Origin of the sequence: Gardnerella nova, assembly GCF_049244055.1 — a bacterium.
In the GTDB taxonomy this organism is placed as follows: Bacteria; Actinomycetota; Actinomycetes; order Actinomycetales; family Bifidobacteriaceae; genus Bifidobacterium; species Bifidobacterium vaginale_H.
In genome coordinates this window covers 1,654,633-1,674,241 of sequence record NZ_CP058369.1, presented here as the reverse complement: position 1 = coordinate 1,674,241, position 19,609 = coordinate 1,654,633, and the positions used below count along the sequence as shown (strand labels likewise).

The 19,609-nt window shown below is 46.8% G+C and carries 15 protein-coding genes; 3 read left to right on the top strand and 12 right to left on the bottom strand.

Annotated elements, in window-relative coordinates; translation table 11 throughout:
* Positions 1-4: 4 nt before the first annotated feature.
* From hisC to HXT56_RS06615, 3 genes are all read right to left on the bottom strand, one after another.
* On the bottom strand, positions 5-1,102 hold the full coding sequence (gene hisC, locus HXT56_RS06625; RefSeq protein WP_421778093.1) for a histidinol-phosphate transaminase: 1,098 nt from the start codon (positions 1,100-1,102) through the stop codon (positions 5-7).
* A 171-nt stretch (positions 1,103-1,273) separates the two neighbouring features.
* Complete coding sequence (gene groES / locus HXT56_RS06620) at positions 1,274-1,567, bottom strand: co-chaperone GroES (protein ID WP_004114319.1); 294 nt, start codon at positions 1,565-1,567, stop codon at positions 1,274-1,276.
* A 277-nt stretch (positions 1,568-1,844) separates the two neighbouring features.
* Positions 1,845-3,005, bottom strand: coding sequence for a hypothetical protein (locus HXT56_RS06615; protein WP_421778092.1), 1,161 nt, complete (start codon positions 3,003-3,005; stop codon positions 1,845-1,847).
* 241 nt (positions 3,006-3,246) lie between these two features.
* Between HXT56_RS06615 and HXT56_RS06610 the strand changes: the two genes are divergently transcribed.
* The gene (locus HXT56_RS06610) at positions 3,247-3,423 is read left to right on the top strand and encodes an FmdB family zinc ribbon protein (protein WP_116712297.1); all 177 of its coding nucleotides are present in this window, start codon (positions 3,247-3,249) and stop codon (positions 3,421-3,423) included.
* Between the two features lie 100 nt (positions 3,424-3,523).
* Complete coding sequence (locus HXT56_RS06605) at positions 3,524-4,339, top strand: hypothetical protein (protein WP_421778091.1); 816 nt, start codon at positions 3,524-3,526, stop codon at positions 4,337-4,339.
* Between the two features lie 30 nt (positions 4,340-4,369).
* Here the strand turns inward: HXT56_RS06605 and HXT56_RS06600 are convergent, their stop codons facing one another.
* The 4 genes from HXT56_RS06600 to HXT56_RS06585 all read right to left on the bottom strand — a co-directional run bounded on the left by HXT56_RS06600 (position 4,370) and on the right by HXT56_RS06585 (position 11,960).
* The gene (locus HXT56_RS06600) at positions 4,370-4,573 is read right to left on the bottom strand and encodes a hypothetical protein (protein ID WP_421778090.1); all 204 of its coding nucleotides are present in this window, start codon (positions 4,571-4,573) and stop codon (positions 4,370-4,372) included.
* Entirely contained in the window at positions 4,570-8,355 is a 3,786-nt protein-coding gene (locus HXT56_RS06595) for a helicase (protein ID WP_421778089.1), read from the bottom strand. Before HXT56_RS06595 ends, HXT56_RS06600 begins: the two co-directional genes overlap by 4 nt.
* Before the next feature lie 17 nt (positions 8,356-8,372).
* A complete protein-coding gene (locus tag HXT56_RS06590) occupies positions 8,373-9,788 on the bottom strand; it encodes an FHA domain-containing protein (RefSeq protein WP_421778088.1) in 1,416 nt (471 codons plus the stop codon).
* A 258-nt stretch (positions 9,789-10,046) separates the two neighbouring features.
* Positions 10,047-11,960, bottom strand: coding sequence for a cell envelope integrity protein TolA (locus HXT56_RS06585; RefSeq protein ID WP_421778087.1), 1,914 nt, complete (start codon positions 11,958-11,960; stop codon positions 10,047-10,049).
* A gap of 637 nt (positions 11,961-12,597) precedes the next feature.
* Here HXT56_RS06585 and HXT56_RS06580 point away from each other — a divergent pair.
* Positions 12,598-13,872 carry a hypothetical protein gene (locus HXT56_RS06580; RefSeq protein ID WP_116712229.1) on the top strand — a complete coding sequence of 425 codons (1,275 nt, stop codon included), beginning with the start codon at positions 12,598-12,600 and terminating at the stop codon, positions 13,870-13,872.
* A 593-nt stretch (positions 13,873-14,465) separates the two neighbouring features.
* Here HXT56_RS06580 and HXT56_RS06575 read toward each other — a convergent pair.
* The 5 genes from HXT56_RS06575 to HXT56_RS06555 form a co-directional block, all read right to left on the bottom strand.
* Positions 14,466-15,746, bottom strand: coding sequence for a hypothetical protein (locus HXT56_RS06575; RefSeq protein ID WP_421778086.1), 1,281 nt, complete (start codon positions 15,744-15,746; stop codon positions 14,466-14,468).
* A gap of 120 nt (positions 15,747-15,866) precedes the next feature.
* Positions 15,867-16,451, bottom strand: a complete 585-nt coding sequence (locus HXT56_RS06570) for a hypothetical protein (protein ID WP_421778085.1) — start codon at positions 16,449-16,451, stop codon at positions 15,867-15,869.
* Between the two features lie 301 nt (positions 16,452-16,752).
* Complete coding sequence (gene rplL / locus HXT56_RS06565) at positions 16,753-17,133, bottom strand: 50S ribosomal protein L7/L12 (protein WP_032814643.1); 381 nt, start codon at positions 17,131-17,133, stop codon at positions 16,753-16,755.
* Positions 17,134-17,230: 97 nt separating this feature from the next.
* Entirely contained in the window at positions 17,231-17,752 is a 522-nt protein-coding gene (rplJ, locus tag HXT56_RS06560; protein ID WP_116712227.1) for a 50S ribosomal protein L10, read from the bottom strand.
* 364 nt (positions 17,753-18,116) lie between these two features.
* Positions 18,117-19,511 (bottom strand): NCS2 family permease, encoded by a 1,395-nt coding sequence (locus tag HXT56_RS06555; protein ID WP_250309818.1) that lies wholly within the window; start codon positions 19,509-19,511, stop codon positions 18,117-18,119.
* Positions 19,512-19,609: the final 98 nt, after the last annotated feature.

Sequence of the window (19,609 nt, the reverse complement as noted above, 5' to 3'; positions counted from 1 at the left end):
AAAGTCAATTATTCAGCGAAAAACCGTCTTTTTTTAATTCTTCGCAAATATTCAACACGCGGTTGTTAGCTTCAGTTTCGCCAATGGTAATACGAATTCCATCACCAGCAAAAGCGCGCACAGATAAACCTGCTGCCACAAAACGTTCTGTTGCTCGCTCAGTTTCCGCACCAAAAGGCATCCAGAAGAAGTTAGCGTATGCATCGGTAATATTCCAACCTTGCTCGCGCAAAGCACCCAAAACACGCTCGCGCTCAGCAATAAGAGCCGCAACGCGAATCTTCATCTCTTCACTAGCAGCATCCTCCAACGAAGCCAAAGCTGCAACTTGCGCAACTTGCGACACGCCAAACGGAACTGCAACCTTGCGCATGCCCTCTACGACTTCAGCAGGAGCAACAGCGTAGCCAATACGCAATCCAGCTAATCCGTAAGCCTTGGAGAAGGTTTGAGCCACAACCACGTTCGGATATTCGCGATACAATTTCATGCCGTCAGCAGTGCCTTCTGCGGTGTTAAATTGCACGTACGCTTCATCAATAAGCACAAGCACGTCATTTGGTACAGCATCCAACACTTTACGCGCGTCAGCTTCGCTAAGAGACGCGGAAGTCGGGTTGTTTGGATTGTTCAAAATAACCAGACGCGTATGCTCGTTAACAGCGTTAATAATGCCATCAACATCGTGAGACCCGTCAGCACGATTAGGGATTTGCACGCTTGTGGCGCCGGCAGCGGTAACAATAATCGGATACGCTTCAAAACTTCTCCACGGGTACACTACTTCGTCACCAGGGCCTGCAACTAAATCAACAAGCTGCGTAATCACTTCTGTAGAACCGCAACCAAGTACAACCTCATCTGGGGTGACTTCAAAACGCTTGGCAAGCTCCTCTACAACTTCATTACCACGCATATTAGGATAACGGTTGATTACGTTTAACGCGCGAGTTGCAATAGCTTCCTTCACGCTTTCCAAAGGTTCGTAAGGATTTTCGTTACTAGAAATTTTGTAAGCGCGGACGCCATTTAATACAGGAGCCGGCTTACCTTGCTTGTAGCTAGGAATCGTATCAACGATGCTGCGATGTTTGTATGTCATACCTAACTATCATACTCCACACGCGCCTTAACTGCACAATAGCGAAAATAGCTAACCCGCAATCTCACAGAAAATGCGCAAATTTTTTCTTCACACGCAGCAATAAAAAACGCCGGAAACAACCTTAGCGTCATTTCCAGCGTAAGTTTTATTGTTGCGACCGGCTAAAAACTAGCCAAGAATAGCAAGCACGTCGCGAGAGGATACGATTAAGTAATCCTCACCTTCGTAATGAACTTCGGTGCCGCCGTACTTGGAGTAGAGTACCTTGTCGCCAACTTTAACGTCCATAGGGATACGCTCGCCCTTGTCGTCACGACGGCCAGGACCAACAGCAAGAACTTCGCCCTGCTGAGGCTTTTCCTTGGCGTTGTCTGGAATATACAAACCAGAAGCAGTCTGAGTTTCCGCCTGAGCCTGCTTTACAATAATCTTATCTTCCAACGGTGTGAGCTTAATCGACACTGTCGCCACCTCTTTCTTAAGAGAGATACTAACTTTGTACGCAAGTTGCAATCCGACGAGGCTGACGATCACGTGCGAACCACACTTACGTTCTGTGTCTCATGGTACCGCGAATTTAGCACTCTGCCAACTCGAGTGCTAAATTTTTAGAAATATTTTACCTGCGTTTCTTAAAAAAATAACATTGCAAGTATTAAAAAAGCGCGATTTTAGTAGTAAAACCGCGCATATTTAAATTTTAATTACTTAAATTTTAATTACCGTCTACGTCTAAAACTCACGCATTGCGGCGAGCTAGAACATCGCGCAAATCAGCAACGCCAAGCGAATCCGCGGAGCTTTCTGGAGCTTCAACTTCACAGTTTTGCTCCTCTGCATGGAAATGAGCAGGCTTAGCAGACGACGACTGGGCTATATTCTTTACAGGCACAGCCTTAGTAACCTGCTTAGTTGACTTAATTTCCAAACTTTCCGGGACAGAAGTTGCCGCAATATTATTTGCAACATTATCTGCAACATTATCTGAGTCACCTTTTGATTTTGCGTCCAAAGTAAAGGAAATCAAATCCTTATCTTCATGCGCAGATGAAGAAGTATCAACTACTTCGACTGCAGAATCATCCACATCCGCTACGGCAGCTTTTTGTGCCAGCATGCGTTTGCGCAACACAGCATCGCGCTCCTCCACAGCCTTGCGCACAGCTACACGAATTTCGCGCTGTTCCATAATAGAAGTTTCAGTATCGTCACGAGAACCCTGGTGCGGTAACGAAACGTTGTTTTGAGTTTCCTCAGGATTATGAATATTCGCTTCGTCAAACGCAACACGCTCCACCGGTGCTGAAGAAGTTTCAGCTGCCATAATTTCAGCCGCATATTGCGGATTTAGCTCGCTCAATTGATGCATAACAGCACCGTTATGCCGATCATACCTAGCATCTTCCGATTGACGTTTGGCTGCAACACGCATACTTGCCACGCGCGCTTCCCACTGGCGTGCGTGCTGAGATGCGCGAGCGCCGAAGAACAATACCGCAGCTAACATTGCCAACGGAATAATTGCAAAAAGCGGCGAGAACAGCCCTGAACAGCCGGATAACAGCACTAATATGGTCAATACTGCAAGAGAAAGCACTAATACGCGACGACGACGAACAGCAGCACGGCGCGCAGCTCGAATACGCGCTATATGTTCAGGCGTTAATGCTCGTTTTTGTTGAGTTGGCTGCATACGAACCCCTTTTGTCACCATGCCAGTGCCGTCACAAATACGCACGGTACTCCACTCACCCACCAAATGCAGTGAAGGCGAAAACCTATCCTCACGATGTTCAAGCATGGTTTTCATGCCATTAACCGTGCGCTTAGGTAACCACCCGAACCATAAGGCTACGAGGATGATTAACACAAGCAGCGCACTCACCGATTCATAACCCATACCTATTAATATAAGGAAGTCGCGGGATGTGTAGCAATATATACGTTCCGGCGTGTCGCTGAGGGTACAAAGGACTAAAGTTCAGCAAGTTTATTGAATCTACTTAAGCTGACCGCTGACTGCGTTAAGCGATATGAGTAATTATGACGAATACTGTCTGGGTATGTACTAGGATATGTGAAGGAACAGCAAGCACACACAAGGCCTTTGCTTGCGTGCTCATGTAACTTCGGAGGGACTTTTGCCTACTTATCATTATCGTTGCAAGCAGTGCGGATACGATTTTTCAGAACACCAGTCGTTCTCAGATGATCCTGTTACCATTTGTCCTCAATGCGGCAAGAATACCGTTCACAAAGTGTATTCTGCTCCCCCAATTAACTTCAAAGGTAAAGGTTTTTACCGCACCGATAAGTAAGATATGCCAACAAATGGCTATATTGCAACGTTAATAGCTTTTATCCACAAGGCTCATATTTTCTTGATATCAGTGCAACATACGTAGCACAATGCAACGTATGAGTATACATTTTTCTTTACTACAAACGTTGCGTCAGCGTAAGAACCAAGGTTACAACGCACCAGCTTATACGCAATCAGGCGTAAGCTTCGGCGTTTCCTCAAACTTACAACCGGTTGGGTTATTACGTCGCCGTCAGCGCGCTTTTGTGCAAAAAATTGTTGTCGTCTTATGCGCTGGATTGATGATGTTTTTAGTCGTGTCTTCAATTATTGCAGCGCAAGCTACGCAAGTTATTCCGGTAGCTGCACGCTATATTGCGCAAGGTGCGCACGTAACAGCTCGAGACGTACGTTACGTTAGCGTTCCACAACATACAGTTTTTCAACACACGCTTACTGAACACATAAGCGCAAAAAATCCTCTCGTTACTACGTGCGAAATACAGCCCGGAATGCCTATTTTACGCAATTCGGTGAGTCATATTCCCAGTATTCCAGAAGGATTTACTACCATCACTGTTCATTTAGCAAGCGCTGACCACACTATTATTCCTGGTAAATATATTGATTTGGCGTTTAGTAAGCCAACTCAAGACAGCGAAGCACGCGATAATGAACCAGGACGTAACGGTGCTAAAGACAACAAAAATGCTCAAGAAAACTACGAAGATAATCCATCTGCTATTGACGAACGATACGTAGCAATAGTGCGTCACGTTATAGTAATGCGAATCACACAAAACCAGCAATCGCAGCAAAATCAACAGAACAGCACAACTATTGCATTGCCTGCGGGAGATGCTCTGCGAATGTTACAAGCGCAGGCGGCGAACCCAACTCTGGCTATTGTTGCTATGAAAGGAACGGATTAGTTAGCCAAGCCTATGGTAAGCAAACAAATCTCAGTGTCCACGCTCCGAAAATATCGCCCAATGCGGTGGAAGCTCGCCAAGTATACGATTGTCGTCGTCCACATCGCGCTGCTGTAACGTAAGCGCGTCTGAAGGTTCCGACTTAACGCCATCAGCGTCAAAAAGCTCAGAACCTTCACGCACTACGCGCACGTGTATGCGCGGAGAACGACGAGACGGATCATACTGACTCATTCGTTGTCACCATACAGCTCACCGAGGCGTGAAACGACACGATCAACCTCTTTTTCAGGATTAACGAATGCGCCAACACTCCACACAGTCATAACCGACCATCCAAGCGATTCCAAATCCTGAACCATCATGCGGTGGCGTTCGCGTGTGGACTGAATACCCATAAACTGCGCATCATCGGTAAGCACAGCAAGCGCAAACGGCTTATCTGCAAGACCAACCACTAGCGGAATACGCGAATCGCTGTCGAAACCGTAGTTAACGGCCACGCGCAAACCGCGCGCACGAATACGTTCAGCCAAGTCAGCAAAAAGCACATTATCTCGCACAGCAGATGCGGCAATCTTAGCATTAACATCGTGGACATCTTCTGGACGCAAAGGCTTGTCGGTAAGTCCTTCCGCCCATTGAAGCAACATTTTCAACAGCTTTGGACCGTCCTGATGCAACCGCTCATCGTCCATATCTTTGGACGTAAAAGCACTCACAATGTCAAGGTGACGTCGTGCCAACGCAAGCGCGTCAAGCAGCATCGCACTGCCGCCTTCTTCCTCAAGCACACCAAACTGCTGAAGAAGTCGTCCGTGAGAAGTTTTGGCGTAGCACAACGACATAATCACATCTGTTGCTACGGCTCCAGAGGCTTCATGCACACTTAGTAGTCGCACATGACGCAAGAAACGAGCCATATTTTCGTCTTTAACCGCAAGCGATTTGAGTTCTGCACCCAAACGACTACGGAACACGCTTGTTAACGTCACCACTACCAGCACATAGCTCGAAGGCACTACAGTAAATGTTTTTGCACGTTGGCGAATCAGATCGACTACTTCGTCTATTTCACGCTGGCTACTTTCGATTAAACCAGAAGACAACACCGGCACACCAGTTGCCTCAATCTGATGCAACCTAACTTTGCCTTGCAAACGCTCAACAGGAATATCGTGACGCAACTTTCCGTAACCGTGCTCTTCCAAGAATTGAGCCAAACGCAACGAACGCCTAGTAGCGCGCGAAACAACAGTTACCGAAGGAAGCATGGAAATCAGCGCACGCAAGCTTTCAGAACTTACCGTCTCCCTGTGAGCCAACACTACTACTTGTCGAGCACGCGCCACAATAGAGAACAACTCAATATTCGAAATATGCTCTGCGGAATCAATGATAACAGTGTCCGCAATAGGCTTCATCGGAGTCATCATAGTAAGCGTAGAAGGCATTGCCACCAGAATTGGTTTCGCAGCCAGCAGCAAATCCGCGTAATTGCGCAACAATTTCGTAAAGGTAATGCCAGAACGGTTGCTGGCAAGCATTGTGTGCAATTGGTTTGCTTCCTGAGTTCTTGAGAACAGCAAATCACACAAGTGCTTCATAGCTTCCTGAGCAACCATCGGACCGATAGAACGCACGTGTTCAGTGTCTACCTGCACAAAACGATCAGAAGCATCCTGCATTGCAGAACCGTCTTGGTGCGAGATAATGGCGGAAGCATTTACAATATCTTCAAAAACAGTAGTCCACCATGCTAAATGCAACTCGCCGTCGATTTTACTTCCAGTGATGTGACGATGACGCAAATCGGTAACTAAATCAGTTAAACCAGCTTTACTAAATTCTCGTTCCAGCTTGCAACGCCCAGGAAGCGTATCCAAGGAAGCGCGATCGTCGTGCAAGGCCTTCAAACGCGCCTCAAGTTGTGTAAACTCAATGTTTTCAAGGTCCGCACCAAGACGAGTTGTTGCAAGCACCGCATCAAGGGCAATCAAATTCCTCGAAAGCACCTCCTGCGTACTTACCAGTTCGTCCAACTTTGGAGGCAACACTGGCCAACCGCCGTGAGGCACAAAAGTGCGCCATTGCGCAGCCTGCTGAGCCACGACTTTCAACGCTTCGTGCAAATCTTCAACTTTGGCACCTACGCGCAGCAAACTACGCGCTTCTTTTACATGATGGCGACGCTCCCAGAAGCCCATAACAGTGCCTTCTGCTTTGCGCACGGCTTTCGGCTTACTAGCCTCAATCATGGCATCAAGATCGCGTTCAAAAATTTCAGGCTGGAATACGTCGAGTACGCGACGCAAGTTTTTAAGTACCGTAACTTGACGGCTCCATTCGCGAGCAGTAGTTGGTACAGGGAAACCGCAGCTTTGTACCGTACTTTTTACTTGTTCACGCGTGGCAGGCAACAGTTTAAGCAGTACGTCCACCACACGTTGGTACACGGTGACGGCTTCGTTTTCGTCAAATATTGACGCACCAAACCAAGGCGTGTCTTCCGGATTAATACTAAACTCGCCAAGTTCATCTGCCTGATGGAACTTTTTCGCCCACTCATCGATATGACCAGTCATAGCGTGCGCTGCGGCAACATCGAGTCGCACATGCGTTGAAGGATGAGAAGGGAGCATTGCTATAGCAGCAAGATTTTGAATGGTTTGATATGCCGAAACTCCCCACGTTTTGTTTATTCCGTGAAGATCTCCTAAGTAGCGTGTCAATCGCGATCGCACGCCAACAAGCTCATCCGCAACCTGCTCAAAACGCGAAGTTGCCACGCTTTGGCGAGCACCAACTGCTGCAATAAGCTGGGAATCGACATGCTTAGCAATATGCCCGTCAGCTACGTCAAGTGAAAGCGACGAAATTTCGTGCGTGTTCAGCGTATAACGGAAGCGACGCTGCTGCTCAAGCACGTGCGGAACATACAGCACGGAACGGCCCGCTAGTACCGAACGTGAAGCAATAGCTGCGGCGATTGCCGTGGAATCAGAACCTGCATCAATGTTTACAAAAAGCGAATTTCCTTCTGAAACCACGTCAGCAGCGTAACGTACAGCGTTGTCAACGTCTCCCACTTCACACTCACCGTGAGGGTCGGCGTCAAAAGGACTATATTCGAGTTTACTTCCTGTTTGCAGCGCTTGTGCCGCGTTCTCATCTCCCGCAAGAGCATCAATTATGGTGTGTGAAGCACTGCCCGACCGCAAAGATTGTATAATCTGCTCACTTTCGGCTACAAAACGTGAGCCTGCGTCAGTGAAGCAGCCGAGGACAATATCGCGCTCAATGTCGAAATCTGGGAAAGCACGGCGTGCTTGCTGACAGATAGCCTCGAACACAACGGACGTCTCCGGGGTGCCACTTTCGTAGTGAGAACCGTCAAATAGCACATCTTCTCGAAGTTCTACGCCACGCTCACGCAAGCGCGCAACCAAAGCCTGGTTCAACCCTACGCTTCCCGAGAAATACATGGTTGCTGCGGTTTCGTCTTGATTAGCATCGCGGACAACGTGCACAGGGTATGTCAGTACTGGCATATGGTTGCCATTCCACAAGGCAACGCCGACAATGAGCGACAATTCCGATACGCCACTTTCGTGAGCTTTCATATCGCGGTCTTCAAAAACGCGGTCAAGCCTACGTCCTGCCGCACGGAGCATGCCAGCGTCACGGAATAATGCTTTTAAGGTTACTTTTCCGCTCGCAAAAAGCTGGGCTATACCAGAGGGATGCGCGTGCGTGAGTTCTAGTTGAGCCGCAAGTTTGGTAATGTCTTCCAACGGTGAAGGGGCAAGCTGGGACTGATATTGTTGTTTCCAAGCTACTATTTGTTGCAATGCTTCCGCGCGATTTCCTTGAGCAGTACTCTTTCCAATACGCGTCGCTTCTGTAGTATTCGACGCGTCATTTGTTATTGTTTCCGCAACCGATGCCGTTGACATCGCTGTTGACGCGTCGCTAATGGAATCGTTTGCTGATTTTATGCTTTGTGTGTCGCTCATATTCTTCCCCTACCCGCTTATTGTTCAATAGCTTCACGATATGCACTGTAGCCGCTGTTGCATGCTAGTGCGGCGTCAACTTGCGCATTTCCTTGCGCTGCGAGCCAAGCATATAAGTCGTCGTATAATCCGGGATTTTCGGCTAAGTATGGAAGTAACTCAGCGTATTGTGCCATTTCAAATTGTCGCGAAAAATCGGTGATTTCTCTAGCATCTTGGGAAGTGAAACCGCCAACTTCTACCATGTTTTGTTGAGCGTCGAATTCGCCTTTTGATACTTTTTCAAATACTGAACCTGGCTCAAACGCTGGAGTGTAAGAATCTTCACTATCGGTTGCAATATAAGTTGCGGAATCTGCGGTTTTAGAATCTGCGGTTGCGGAAGTCGAGTTTAAGTAGTCTGCACTTTCGTAATGGTTAGCGTTTGCAGCAGTATTAGTTTCAGCATTGTTGATTGCTGCGATACTAGACTTGATAACATCGGTTGCGAAAGGTCCGGTTGTTGCCTCGTCTACTGTGTCGAATTGGCTTAACAGCGTGTGGTTGGTTTTAGCGTGTGCAGTTTCCGTTACAGACTGTTCCAGCTGATTAGCCGCTTGTTCAGTATTAGTTTGCGCTTCGCACGCTGCTTCCGTTTGAACAGCATTGTTTTCAACGTTGGTTTCTGCACTATTTTCGTCACTATTTTCGTCACTATTTACAGAACCGTCTTGAATGCCGCCCTCTTGATAGCTGCTTTCTTGCGCGATTTGCGAATGTATTGCTTGTGCGTCAGCAAACAAATTGCGTGGTTCGACAGGCTCTTCTTGCTGTTCGCGTACCACCGGCAGAGCAACATTATGATTATTGTGGGAAATTTCAGAAGACAATGGTTGCAATGCGGCACCTTGCTGCCATGAAAGTCCCGGATGAGACACGGATTGTGCTTGGAAAATGCCGGTTGGCTCGCCTGCACGCAAATCAAGGATTTGATCCACTGACAAGTCGCCAGCAGCCGGCTCTTCGTGCGTATCGTCAGTTGCGTAGGAGAACAGATTGCGCACTTCGTGCTCGTCATCCGCAACTTCGTCTTCCACGCGCACAAAATCAATAGGAACATCACCAAATTGCATGCGCATCAGATTGTCTGGAAGCTGGAAGTCAACGTCTGGTTCCAAACGCAACAAGTCTCCGTTGGCTCCCACTAAATACGTACCATTAGTAGAGTGCAGATCGCGAATGGTGGCCACTCCTCGCGTATCAACTATGAGCAAAGCATGGCGTTTTGACATAGAACGCTTGTTATCTACTATGTCGATGCGCGTGAAACCATCCTCACGCAACGGGCGTATAGGCTTTCGACCAATCTCTACAGACTGTCCTGCACCCACACGTGCCTGCTCGACACCACCAACTGTAATCATCCAGCGCTGCACGGTTTGTCGCTCACTCACGCGATCTGCTCCCTTCAAAAAACACACTACTTACTATTGTGTCATGCTTTGTGTATATTGCGCTAGCTTTTACGAATTTTATGTAAGAATCTCGCAAAATCTTAGAAAATTTCGCAAAATCTTAGAAAATTCCTCTTTCTTGCGAGCGCGTTTTGTAAAAAACCGCAAGTCCCCGAAAGAACTTGCGGTTATGTTACGCGTGTTTGCACATCACAATACACAAACACGCATTATGTCAACAGCGTTGAAACGGATTGACTACTTAACACCTAAATCTTGCAACTGCTTCTGCAACTGCACATAGGTAGTTAGAGCCGAATCTACGCACATCTTTTGACCCAAATCAAGCGAAGTCTGGTACAAGGCTTCGAGATTGTCTGGCTTAATAGTCTTTCCGCCCGCAGTAACCTTATTCACGTACTCGTTGAAGGACTTGACGAATTCGCTTGGAGTGAGCGAAGTGTGCTTCTTTAAGCCAGCATGCCATACAGTCGTAGTACCATATATGGCGGCATCGTTGGTTTGAGCAAAACCGCCAACTGTACTCTCAACATTCATAAAGTTGAGATAGTGGCCAACTCTACCTTCAAACTCTGCCATCTTGCTACCATCTGCATCATTCTCAAACAAGGATTCTGTAAGGGACCTTAATGTAGAAAAATAATGACGATATTGTTCGAGGTCTGCTCCTGCCTTGAGCACAAAGTGGCTGTCTTTACCTGCGGCAACGTTATCGAAAAGTTCCTTTTCTTCGTTGTACCAGCCATACATAGGATTAATTAAATCATTTTCTTTGTTATTGTTTTCAGAATCGCGGAAATTACCCCAAGCAAGATTCTCGGCAATATTATTTCCATACGGGTTTTGCTCTGGAACTTGCAACAAAGCATGGGCTTTGACAGTATCTGAGAACATGCTGTGCGTAATGGCCTCAGCGATGCTGCGAAGGCTCACATTCACCGGATGCAGACCTTCCTGCTTGCGGAAATCATTTAACCTATCGTAATAATTGGCAACATTATGAATTTCCAGAAGGCTAGCTGCAGAAAGCGGACGGGCATTCCTTGCTTGATGGTAGAAGTCTGGGGAAGGCTCTGCTGGAACATTACCTTCCGACCAATGGCAGCCATTGTCATCACAGTGTTTATCTACCACAATCTTGTAACCCTTGATGGTTTTACCTTGCATAATAGCCAACGCATCCTGAGCATCTCGCAAATCATCACCGCTCAGCTTGTGGTTTGCAATATAATCTTTCAGATAGTCAGTGAAAGTTTCTTTAACCAAGTTACTTTGCTTTGCTGCTTTTTGAGCTTCAGCATCATACGCATCGTACAATGCCAAGGCACTGGAGCTAAGCTTAGCTTTTGCTGCAGCAATCTGAGTTTCAAGCTCTTGCGCCTTCTTAGCTTTTTCAGCTGCAGAAAGTTCTACGCCATCTTCGTAGTTATCGGAACCGTCGTTTTCAGCCTGCTGATCTTCAGCTGGCTTAGTTTCTGGCTCAGCAGGGGCTTCTTGCTTTGGTTTGGCAGGAGTTTCTTGCTTTGGTTCAGCAGGAGTTGGATTCACAGGAGCTTCTTGCTCTGGTTCAACGTCAGTATCGAAATCATCGACAGCAAAATCACCGAAATCAAAATCGCCAAGATCACCGAAATCTGCGAAGTCAACGCCTAAATCTTCATCTCCAACTTCGCTGACGTCGCCTAATTCGCCTTCACCAAAATCGGCTTCACCGAAGTCACCGAGATCGTCGAAATTCAAATCTCCGAACAAATCATCAAGGTTGAGATCTCCAAAATCATCAAATCCATCAAGAACATCATCGGAATCGCTAAGGTTGACATCGCTTTCAGCAGCAGCCGCATCGTCTTCGGCTGCGGTTTCAGTAGTATCGCCTTCGCCCTCAGTTTCAGCAACATTGTCATCAGCGAGAGAGACACCCTCATCATCAAGAGCGACATCATTTTCTGCGGTAGCAGGTGCTGGAGCCACCGGAGCAGCGGTAGGCGCTGGAGCGGCAGCGGTAGGTGCTGGAGCCACTGGAGCAGCAGCGGTAGGTGCCGGAACTCCCTTAGTCTCAGCATCCGCAGCCATTGCAGGAGTTGCAAACGCTAACCCCGCAACAAATGCAGCACCGAAAGAAAACGCTGCAATAGCCTTCTTATTTAACATGTGTTTCCCTTTCTTATTGTTACGCGTTGAAGCGTAGCACAATGCATTTGGTTCAAAACTAAACGTTTGTAGTCCAAACGAAACGCAGCACCTCCAGCCTCGCAAAGTAAGTATAGCAATGCCAAATCTTTGCAAAGACGAAAAGCACATTGCGTATTATGATACTCCTCAGACACTACAGAAACATCCTCCGACAGCTGAGATTCGCTGCCAGAGGATGCACTATTAATATTGGCTTGGCTTAACCAAGATCTTCAACGTTTAGATCACCGCACAACACATTCATAGAGTATGGCTCACTTCACATGAGACATGCCCATATACGGAGATACGCTCCAAGTTACATCAATGCATAAGATCTAGTAAACTGTTCGTTTCTCCCAATCTTTTACCATCAAAGAATTGCGGGACCTTTTGCAAACCACTAGTTTTGGCACGCAATCCGCTTGCAATACGTAATACGCTTGTAATATGCAGTATTGCTAACTTTTCACATGTGCTTACACAGAGTTATGCTGTTTATGTGTCAGCTTGATTCCGCTGATTCGGTAAACAGCTTCTAAGCTGCAATAAATTTTCTTGATGCGTTTGATTATAAGAGTTTCTTATATTAACGCAGCAGAGAAAGGAGAATAGTATGTTACATAAAAAGTTTGTGGGAGCATTGGCTGCTTGCGCAACTTTGCTATCCGCTCTCGCCTTTACCTCGCCTGCTATGGCGAGTGGCAGTACGGTTAATCCGCTTAATAAAGCCGCTATTACGCTGGTAAAGAGAAATATTACGTTTTATCAGCGTAAAATAGTTGGGGATAAATCAGACCTTGCGGCAAAAAGATCGCGAGCAGCGGCAACTGGCGTCATAGATAGAAATGGTAATCTCACCGACGTGTGCAAGAACACTCGAGGCGAATTCGACTCTAACACCTGCGAGTATTATACGGGCGAATCATATAAAAACTACGATGAAGCCAGATACACTTTATGGAAACATCAGAATGCTCTAGCTAGTGCACAGCAACAGCTTAACGAGTTGAATGCTGATTTTACTCCGGAAGTTTTCGCTAACTATTCTGGTGATAATCCAGCAAATAGTTTATCTGCAAAGTTCCTTATTAAGGAAATAAATAATCTTAAAAATGACATTGCTGCCGATAAATCAGATTTGGCAGATAAACGTATAGCTGCAGCAGAATTTGGCGCTATAGATAAAAATGGTAATCTCACCGACGTGTGCAAGAACACTCGAGGCGAATTCGACTCTAACACCTGCGAGTATTATACGGCCGAAGCATATAGAAACTATGATAAGGCCGAAAATACTCTTCAGTATCACGAAAACGCTCTCGCCAGTGCATTACAACAGCTCAAGGAATTGAATAACTCTGCCACAAGCCATAGCACTACTTCAGATAATACAAAAGTGCAAAATTTGGAAACTGAAATTGCTAAAGATAGGGCAGAAGTCACTCAATATCGTGAACTTGCTGCAGCAGCTGGCGTTATAGACAAAAATGGTAATCTCACTGATTTGTGCACAAACGCTCGCGGCGAATTCGACTCTAACACCTGCTCATGGAAGCCGGCCGAAGCATATAGAAACTACTTAAATGCTTTAGGGAAACTGGTGAAGAATAAGAATGATCTCGCAGTTTTGCGTCATCAATTGGGCGAAGACGAAGACGAGTCCAACGACGAATCTGACAACGAGTCTGATAATGAATCTGAATCCGATAATGAGAGTGAGTCCGACGATGAATCAGATGATTACTCCGATTTCGACGACTTTGATTGGGACGATTTGGATGACTTGCTAGACGAAATCGATTTTGATAATTTCGATTGGAGCAGCGACGATTACGAGGATACGAATTATTACGACAACGATTATTCGTATAACCCATATTATTATTAAAGCAATGCTAAATACTACGATTCCTTGTGATTCGGTATGTGAGATTTCGCTCACGTAGCTAAGTGACCTTCCACGTGGCAAGGTTGCGTTAAATGGCACGTTGCGAATGTACTACAACAGTAGAGCTTGAGGTTGCTTTTGGCAACTTCAAGCTCTTTTTTTGCGTGTTACACCAACATCTTGTGTGTCCTGCTTGCAGTTTTGACGACCGCACAATAGTAGACTGCGCATTAACTTACCGGAGCGCTTAAAACGTAACGCACGTAGACACTCAATGCGAGTTTCGCAAACGAGCGTAATAAAACTCGAGCGCCTCATTACGGACACCTAAGAACAGAGCACGCTTACGTAGATAATGCTCTTGCTATTGAGCTTGCGTCAAAACACGTCATGCTTCACGTGTTAAATCACCCAAACGGTTACTAATAACCGTAAGGAATACACGCGAAAGCATGCTAAAGCAAATAAAAAAAAATCGGCTTTGCAAAGCCGCGCAACCACGCTTTCAGCAATCGCTTACTACGCGCGCCGCGCAAACCTTACAAAGCCGATAACAGTAAATCAGCGATAAGTCAGTAACCTACTTCTTGAGCTCACGGCTTTTTAGGAGTTAAACCACCGTCAAAAAGGCTGCTGCTTACGCCATCATTACCACCAAGAAGACCACCTAAATTAATTTTTGGAGTTACAGGCTTCTCATCTTTCTTTGGGGCAGGAGCAGGAGCAACTGGCTTCTCAACTGGCTTCTTACCATCTGTAGAAGGAGCAGCTGGATTTACAAGATTGCCAACTGGGTTGTTGTTAAGTTTGTCGGAAGTAACTGCATTAGAACCGGCAACTGCAGGAGTTGCTGGCGTAGCTGGCTTAGCTGCTTCAGGATTAGCAGCGCCTTCCTTCTTGTCGGAAGTTGCAGGAGTGGCAGGAGCAGGAGCAGGAGTGTTAGTATCAGCCTGCTTATCGTCCTTCTTATCGGCAGGAGCAGGAGTGGCATCACCATTCTTATTATCCTGCTTACCATCCTTTGGAGTTTCAGTTGGGGTAGCTGGCTTCTCTTCAGCAGGCTTCTCAGCTGGAGCTGAGCTATTCTTAAGAGCATTAAGCAGATTGCCCATATTGATAAACCCGCTAAGCTTTTCGGAGCTTTCTACAGCATGCTTTGCATCGGCGAAGATGTCAGGATTACCCTTTTTTACTTCCATAGGAGCTGGCTTTGGAAGCTCAACTGGCTTCTCTTCAGCTGGCTTCTCAGCAGCTGGCTTCTCAGCAGAATCTTCTTCGGCTGGTTTCTCCTCAGCTGGCTTCTCAGCAGGAGCTTCAACATCAGCATCGAGCAAATCAGCGAAATCATCAGAAGCAAAATCATCCATATTGAAATCGTCACCGAACAAATCAGACAAATCTGCATCTGCATCGACATCTGCAACGTCTAAGTCGTCGAAATCGCCCAAATCTTCAAGATTATCTAAGCCGTCAAGATCATCCAAGCCCTCAACGTCGGCAGGAGCCTCAACATCTGCATCCTCAGGAACGGCGACATCATCCATATCAACGTCGAGTAAATCACCAAAATCCAAAGTGCTGAAGTCAAAATCGCCAAGGTCAGGCAATTCAATATCATCAGGAACTTCAACATCAGGAGTCTCAGCAGCAGGAGCTGGATTAGCTGCAATAACGGCCTTAGGAGCCGGATTAGCTGCAGTAACGGCAGTGGTCTTGACTGCGGTAACAGCCTCAGGCTTAGCTGCAGTAACAGCCTTAGGAGCCTCAGCAGCAGGAGCAGCAACTTCGTCAGCCATTGCAGGGCTTACGATGGCCAAACCAGACACCAACGTAGCGCCAGCAGCAAAAGCCGCCATAGCTTTCTTATTCAACATATTATTTCCTTTCTCCTTGGGAAGCATCCTTCCCCATTGCTACGGAAGTGGAATAGCTCATCCACGAAATCCGCAGCAATTAACTCTAAAGGATATCAACTTCTCAGCTAGCGCGCCAGTTCAGAGGGATAAATCGGCATCAGCAAGATCTGCGTTCTCTGCATTCTTTACAGCAGGTGCAGCTTTAAGAGCAGCCTTGGCAGCAGGAGCTGGAGTCTCAGCAGCTGGAGCTTCGGCAGTAGGAGCAGCCTTGGCAGCAGGAGCTGGAGTCTCAGCAGCTGGAGCTTCAACGTCAGACAAATCAAAATCGACGTCATCCAAGCCCAAATCATCAAAATCAATGTCGTCAAACAAACCATCAAAATCGACGTCATCGAAGCCAAAATCATCAGCGCCAGAAAGATCCACACTTACGTCAGCATCCCCCTCAGAAGCTGAACCTTCGCCCAACAAATCGGAAGCAGTCTCAGCAGCGGCATCAGAATCTACCTCAAAAGCCTGAATCTTAGGCAAAGCACCGTTCGAAGAAGGTCTAATAGAAATATACTTGTCTAAACCATTTAACGTCGACTCAGATGGAGCCCTAAAATCAGCAGCCCCAAGATCAGCTACACTAAAAGCAGCCATTGCAGGAGCAGCAAAAGCAAAGCTCGAAAGCAATGTAGCACCAGCAGCAAAAGCCGCCATAGCTTTCTTATTTAACATATTATTTTCCTTTCTCCTTGGGGAACGTGCCCCCACGCTAGAAAAATCACACCTTACAGTCCGACCTTTCCAACAAGCATACTGGAAGTTACCAGCAAAGCGTTTCTTAACACGCTCAGCACACAATAATACTTTATATAACGCTCGAAACCACGCATCAAACAAAAAGAACAAGAATATATCGGCGTGTCGGCGAAATAAAACATAAAAAATAGGCGGCAAGAAAAATCTCGCCGCCTATTTGTGCCCTAAACGCAACACACAACAAGCACGTTACGAAAAGAGCAATACAAACTTAAAACTACTTAAGTTCCACAGAAGCGCCGGCCTCTTCGAGAGCAGCCTTAGCCTTCTCAGCGTCTTCCTTCTTAGCCTTCTCGAGAACAGCCTTTGGAGCGCCGTCCACGAGAGCCTTAGCTTCAGCCAAGCCGAGGCTGGTCAAAGCACGCACAGCCTTGATGACTGCAATCTTCTTGTCGCCAGCAGCGGTAAGAACGACGTCAAACTCGTCCTTCTCTTCCTCAGCAGCGCCAGCAGCAGCTGGAGCAGCGGCAACAGCGGCGACAGGGGCAGCAGCCTCGACGTCGAACTTCTCTTCAAAGGCCTTGACGAACTCAGAGAGCTCAACGAGGGTCATTTCACCGAAAGCTTCAAGAAGCTCTTCGCTAGTGAGCTTAGCCATAATTGGCTTCCTTTCTTACTTGGTCAGGCGCACGTTGCACCATACGACCATAACATTTTTCTTATTGATTGGTCTCATGCAGCAAGCTGCAAGGGAATCAAGCGGCCTTTTCCTGCTTCTCGCGCAAAGCGTCGATAGTGCGCACAGCCTTGGTTGGCAGAGCGTTGAACAGGTAAGCGGCCTTGGACATAGTGCCCTTGAGCGCGCCAGCCATTTCGGAAAGCAACTCTGGACGCGACTTCAAATCGGCGAGCTGCTTTGCACCCTCAGCATCGTAAACGGTTCCATCAGCGAAACCGCCCTTAACAACGAGGGCTTTATTCTCCTTGGCAAAATCACGCAAAGTCTTAGCAGCCTCAATGAAATCACCCTTAACAAAGGTGACTGCAGTTGGGCCGGCGAGAAGCTCGTCAAGACCTTCAATGCCCGCTTCCTTAGCAGCAATACGAGCAAGCGTGTTCTTAGCCACAGAGTAGGAAGTATCGCGGCCTAGCTTTTCACGCAGAGCAGAAATCTGCGGAACGGTAAGCCCGCGGTACTCGGTCAGGTAGACAGCATCCGCATTACGGAACAACTCCGTAAGCTGTGCGACTACCGCTTCCTTTTCGGGCCTCTTCATGGCGTTCCTTCCTAAATTGGCCGTCGGCACGAAAGAAACACATCAAACTCAACACACGCGCAGATAACAAAAAAGCTCTGCGCACCGGCAGAGCAACATTCGAAGCACACTAAAGTGCTTAATTTTTCGACTCACAATAAATACTTGCAAATCATCGCTCAACCTGTGCTGGCCTGACACATCAATTTCAGAAGTCTTGCGACCTCACCAACGGTCTGTGGTTTACGTTGGGCAAGTTTAGTACGCAGCTGCGACATTGTCAAGAAAAAATTCGAGGATACGCAAATCGCATACCCTCGAATTTCATATTCTTTTATATTTTGCTTATCAACTCAAAACTTGCGTTCGCAAATTAAAGCACAAATTAAAGCACAGCGTTAGCAACGAAATCAAGCAAGAACAGCAAGGAAACAATCCAAAGCATTGGATGAACTTCCTTAGCACGATTCTTGCAAGTCATAACTAAGCAGTACATGATGAAGCCTGCAGCGATGCCGTAAGAAATGGAGTAAGAGAACGCCATAAATACAGCAGCAAAGAATGCTGGAATTGCTTCGGAAATATCGTCCCAAGCAATCTCCTTCAAAGAGCTTGCCATCATGCAGCCAACAACCACAAGCACGCCAGCAGTTGCTGCAGCAGGAACTGCAGAAGCAAAAGGCGCAAGAACAATAGAAAGCGCAAAGCACACGGACACAACCACAGAAGTCAGACCAGTGCGACCACCAGCGCCAATACCAGCAGCAGACTCTACATAAGTAGTGGTGTTAGAAGTACCGCAAATTGCACCAACGGAAGTTGCAATAGAATCAGCAAACAAAGCACGATCCATCTTAGAACTGAAACCGGAACCATTCTCCAAAGCCTTCTCATCAGCCTCGGAGAAAATACCAGTGCGACGGCCGGTACCAATGAAGGTGCCAAGAGTGTCGAAAGTATCAGACATGGAGAATGCGAAAATAGTTACCAACACAAGCGGGATACGAGCAGGATCAGCAAACAAAGATGCAAAACCCTTATCGCTAAAAATAGCGCCGAAAGTAGTTGGAAGCTGAGCAAAAGCGTCAGTAACAGACACTGCATTGTTCAAAGAAGTCAAGCCCAAAGGAATACCAATTAAAGAGGTTGCAATAATTGTAATAAGCAAGCTTGCGCGAACTTTAAGAACGGTAAGAACAATAGCAAAAAGAAGTCCAATAAGGAATAACCAAAGCACAGGGTTATTCATAACAGCAAGACCTGGAATAGCAGCAGTTGGTTTACTCTTTGCAGCGGCGGCAGGGTCCTTGGAAGTAAAAGTAATCAGACCGACGCTCATCATGCCAACATAAGCCACAAATAAACCAATGCCACCGCCGATTGCGTGTTGTAACGAAGTCGGGATGGCACGAATAATCATTTTACGAATCTTGGTAACGGTAATAATAATGTTAATTAAACCGCACAAGAACACCATGCACATGGCCTCTTGCCAAGTAAAATGCAGACCGAAGCAAACTGTGTAGGTAAAGAATGCGTTAAGACCCATGCCGGCAGCCTGAGCGTAAGGCACGTTAGCAAACAAGCCCATAACAAGGGTACCAATGATTGCTGCAATGATTGTAGCGAGGAAAACGCCACCTTTAGGCATTCCAGTTTGGCTTAAAATCATTGGATTTACGACGATAATGTACGACATTGCGAAGAATGTAGTGAGACCTGCAGTGATCTCCGTTGATACATTCGTGCCGTTTTCTTTGAGATGGAAGAACTTTTCCATATACTCTCTGTTCCTTGGTTTTACAGCGCAAAAGACCAGAAAAGCGCAGCGAAAGCACTTGAGCAATCGCGGACGCAATTACATTTGGGCATTCACGC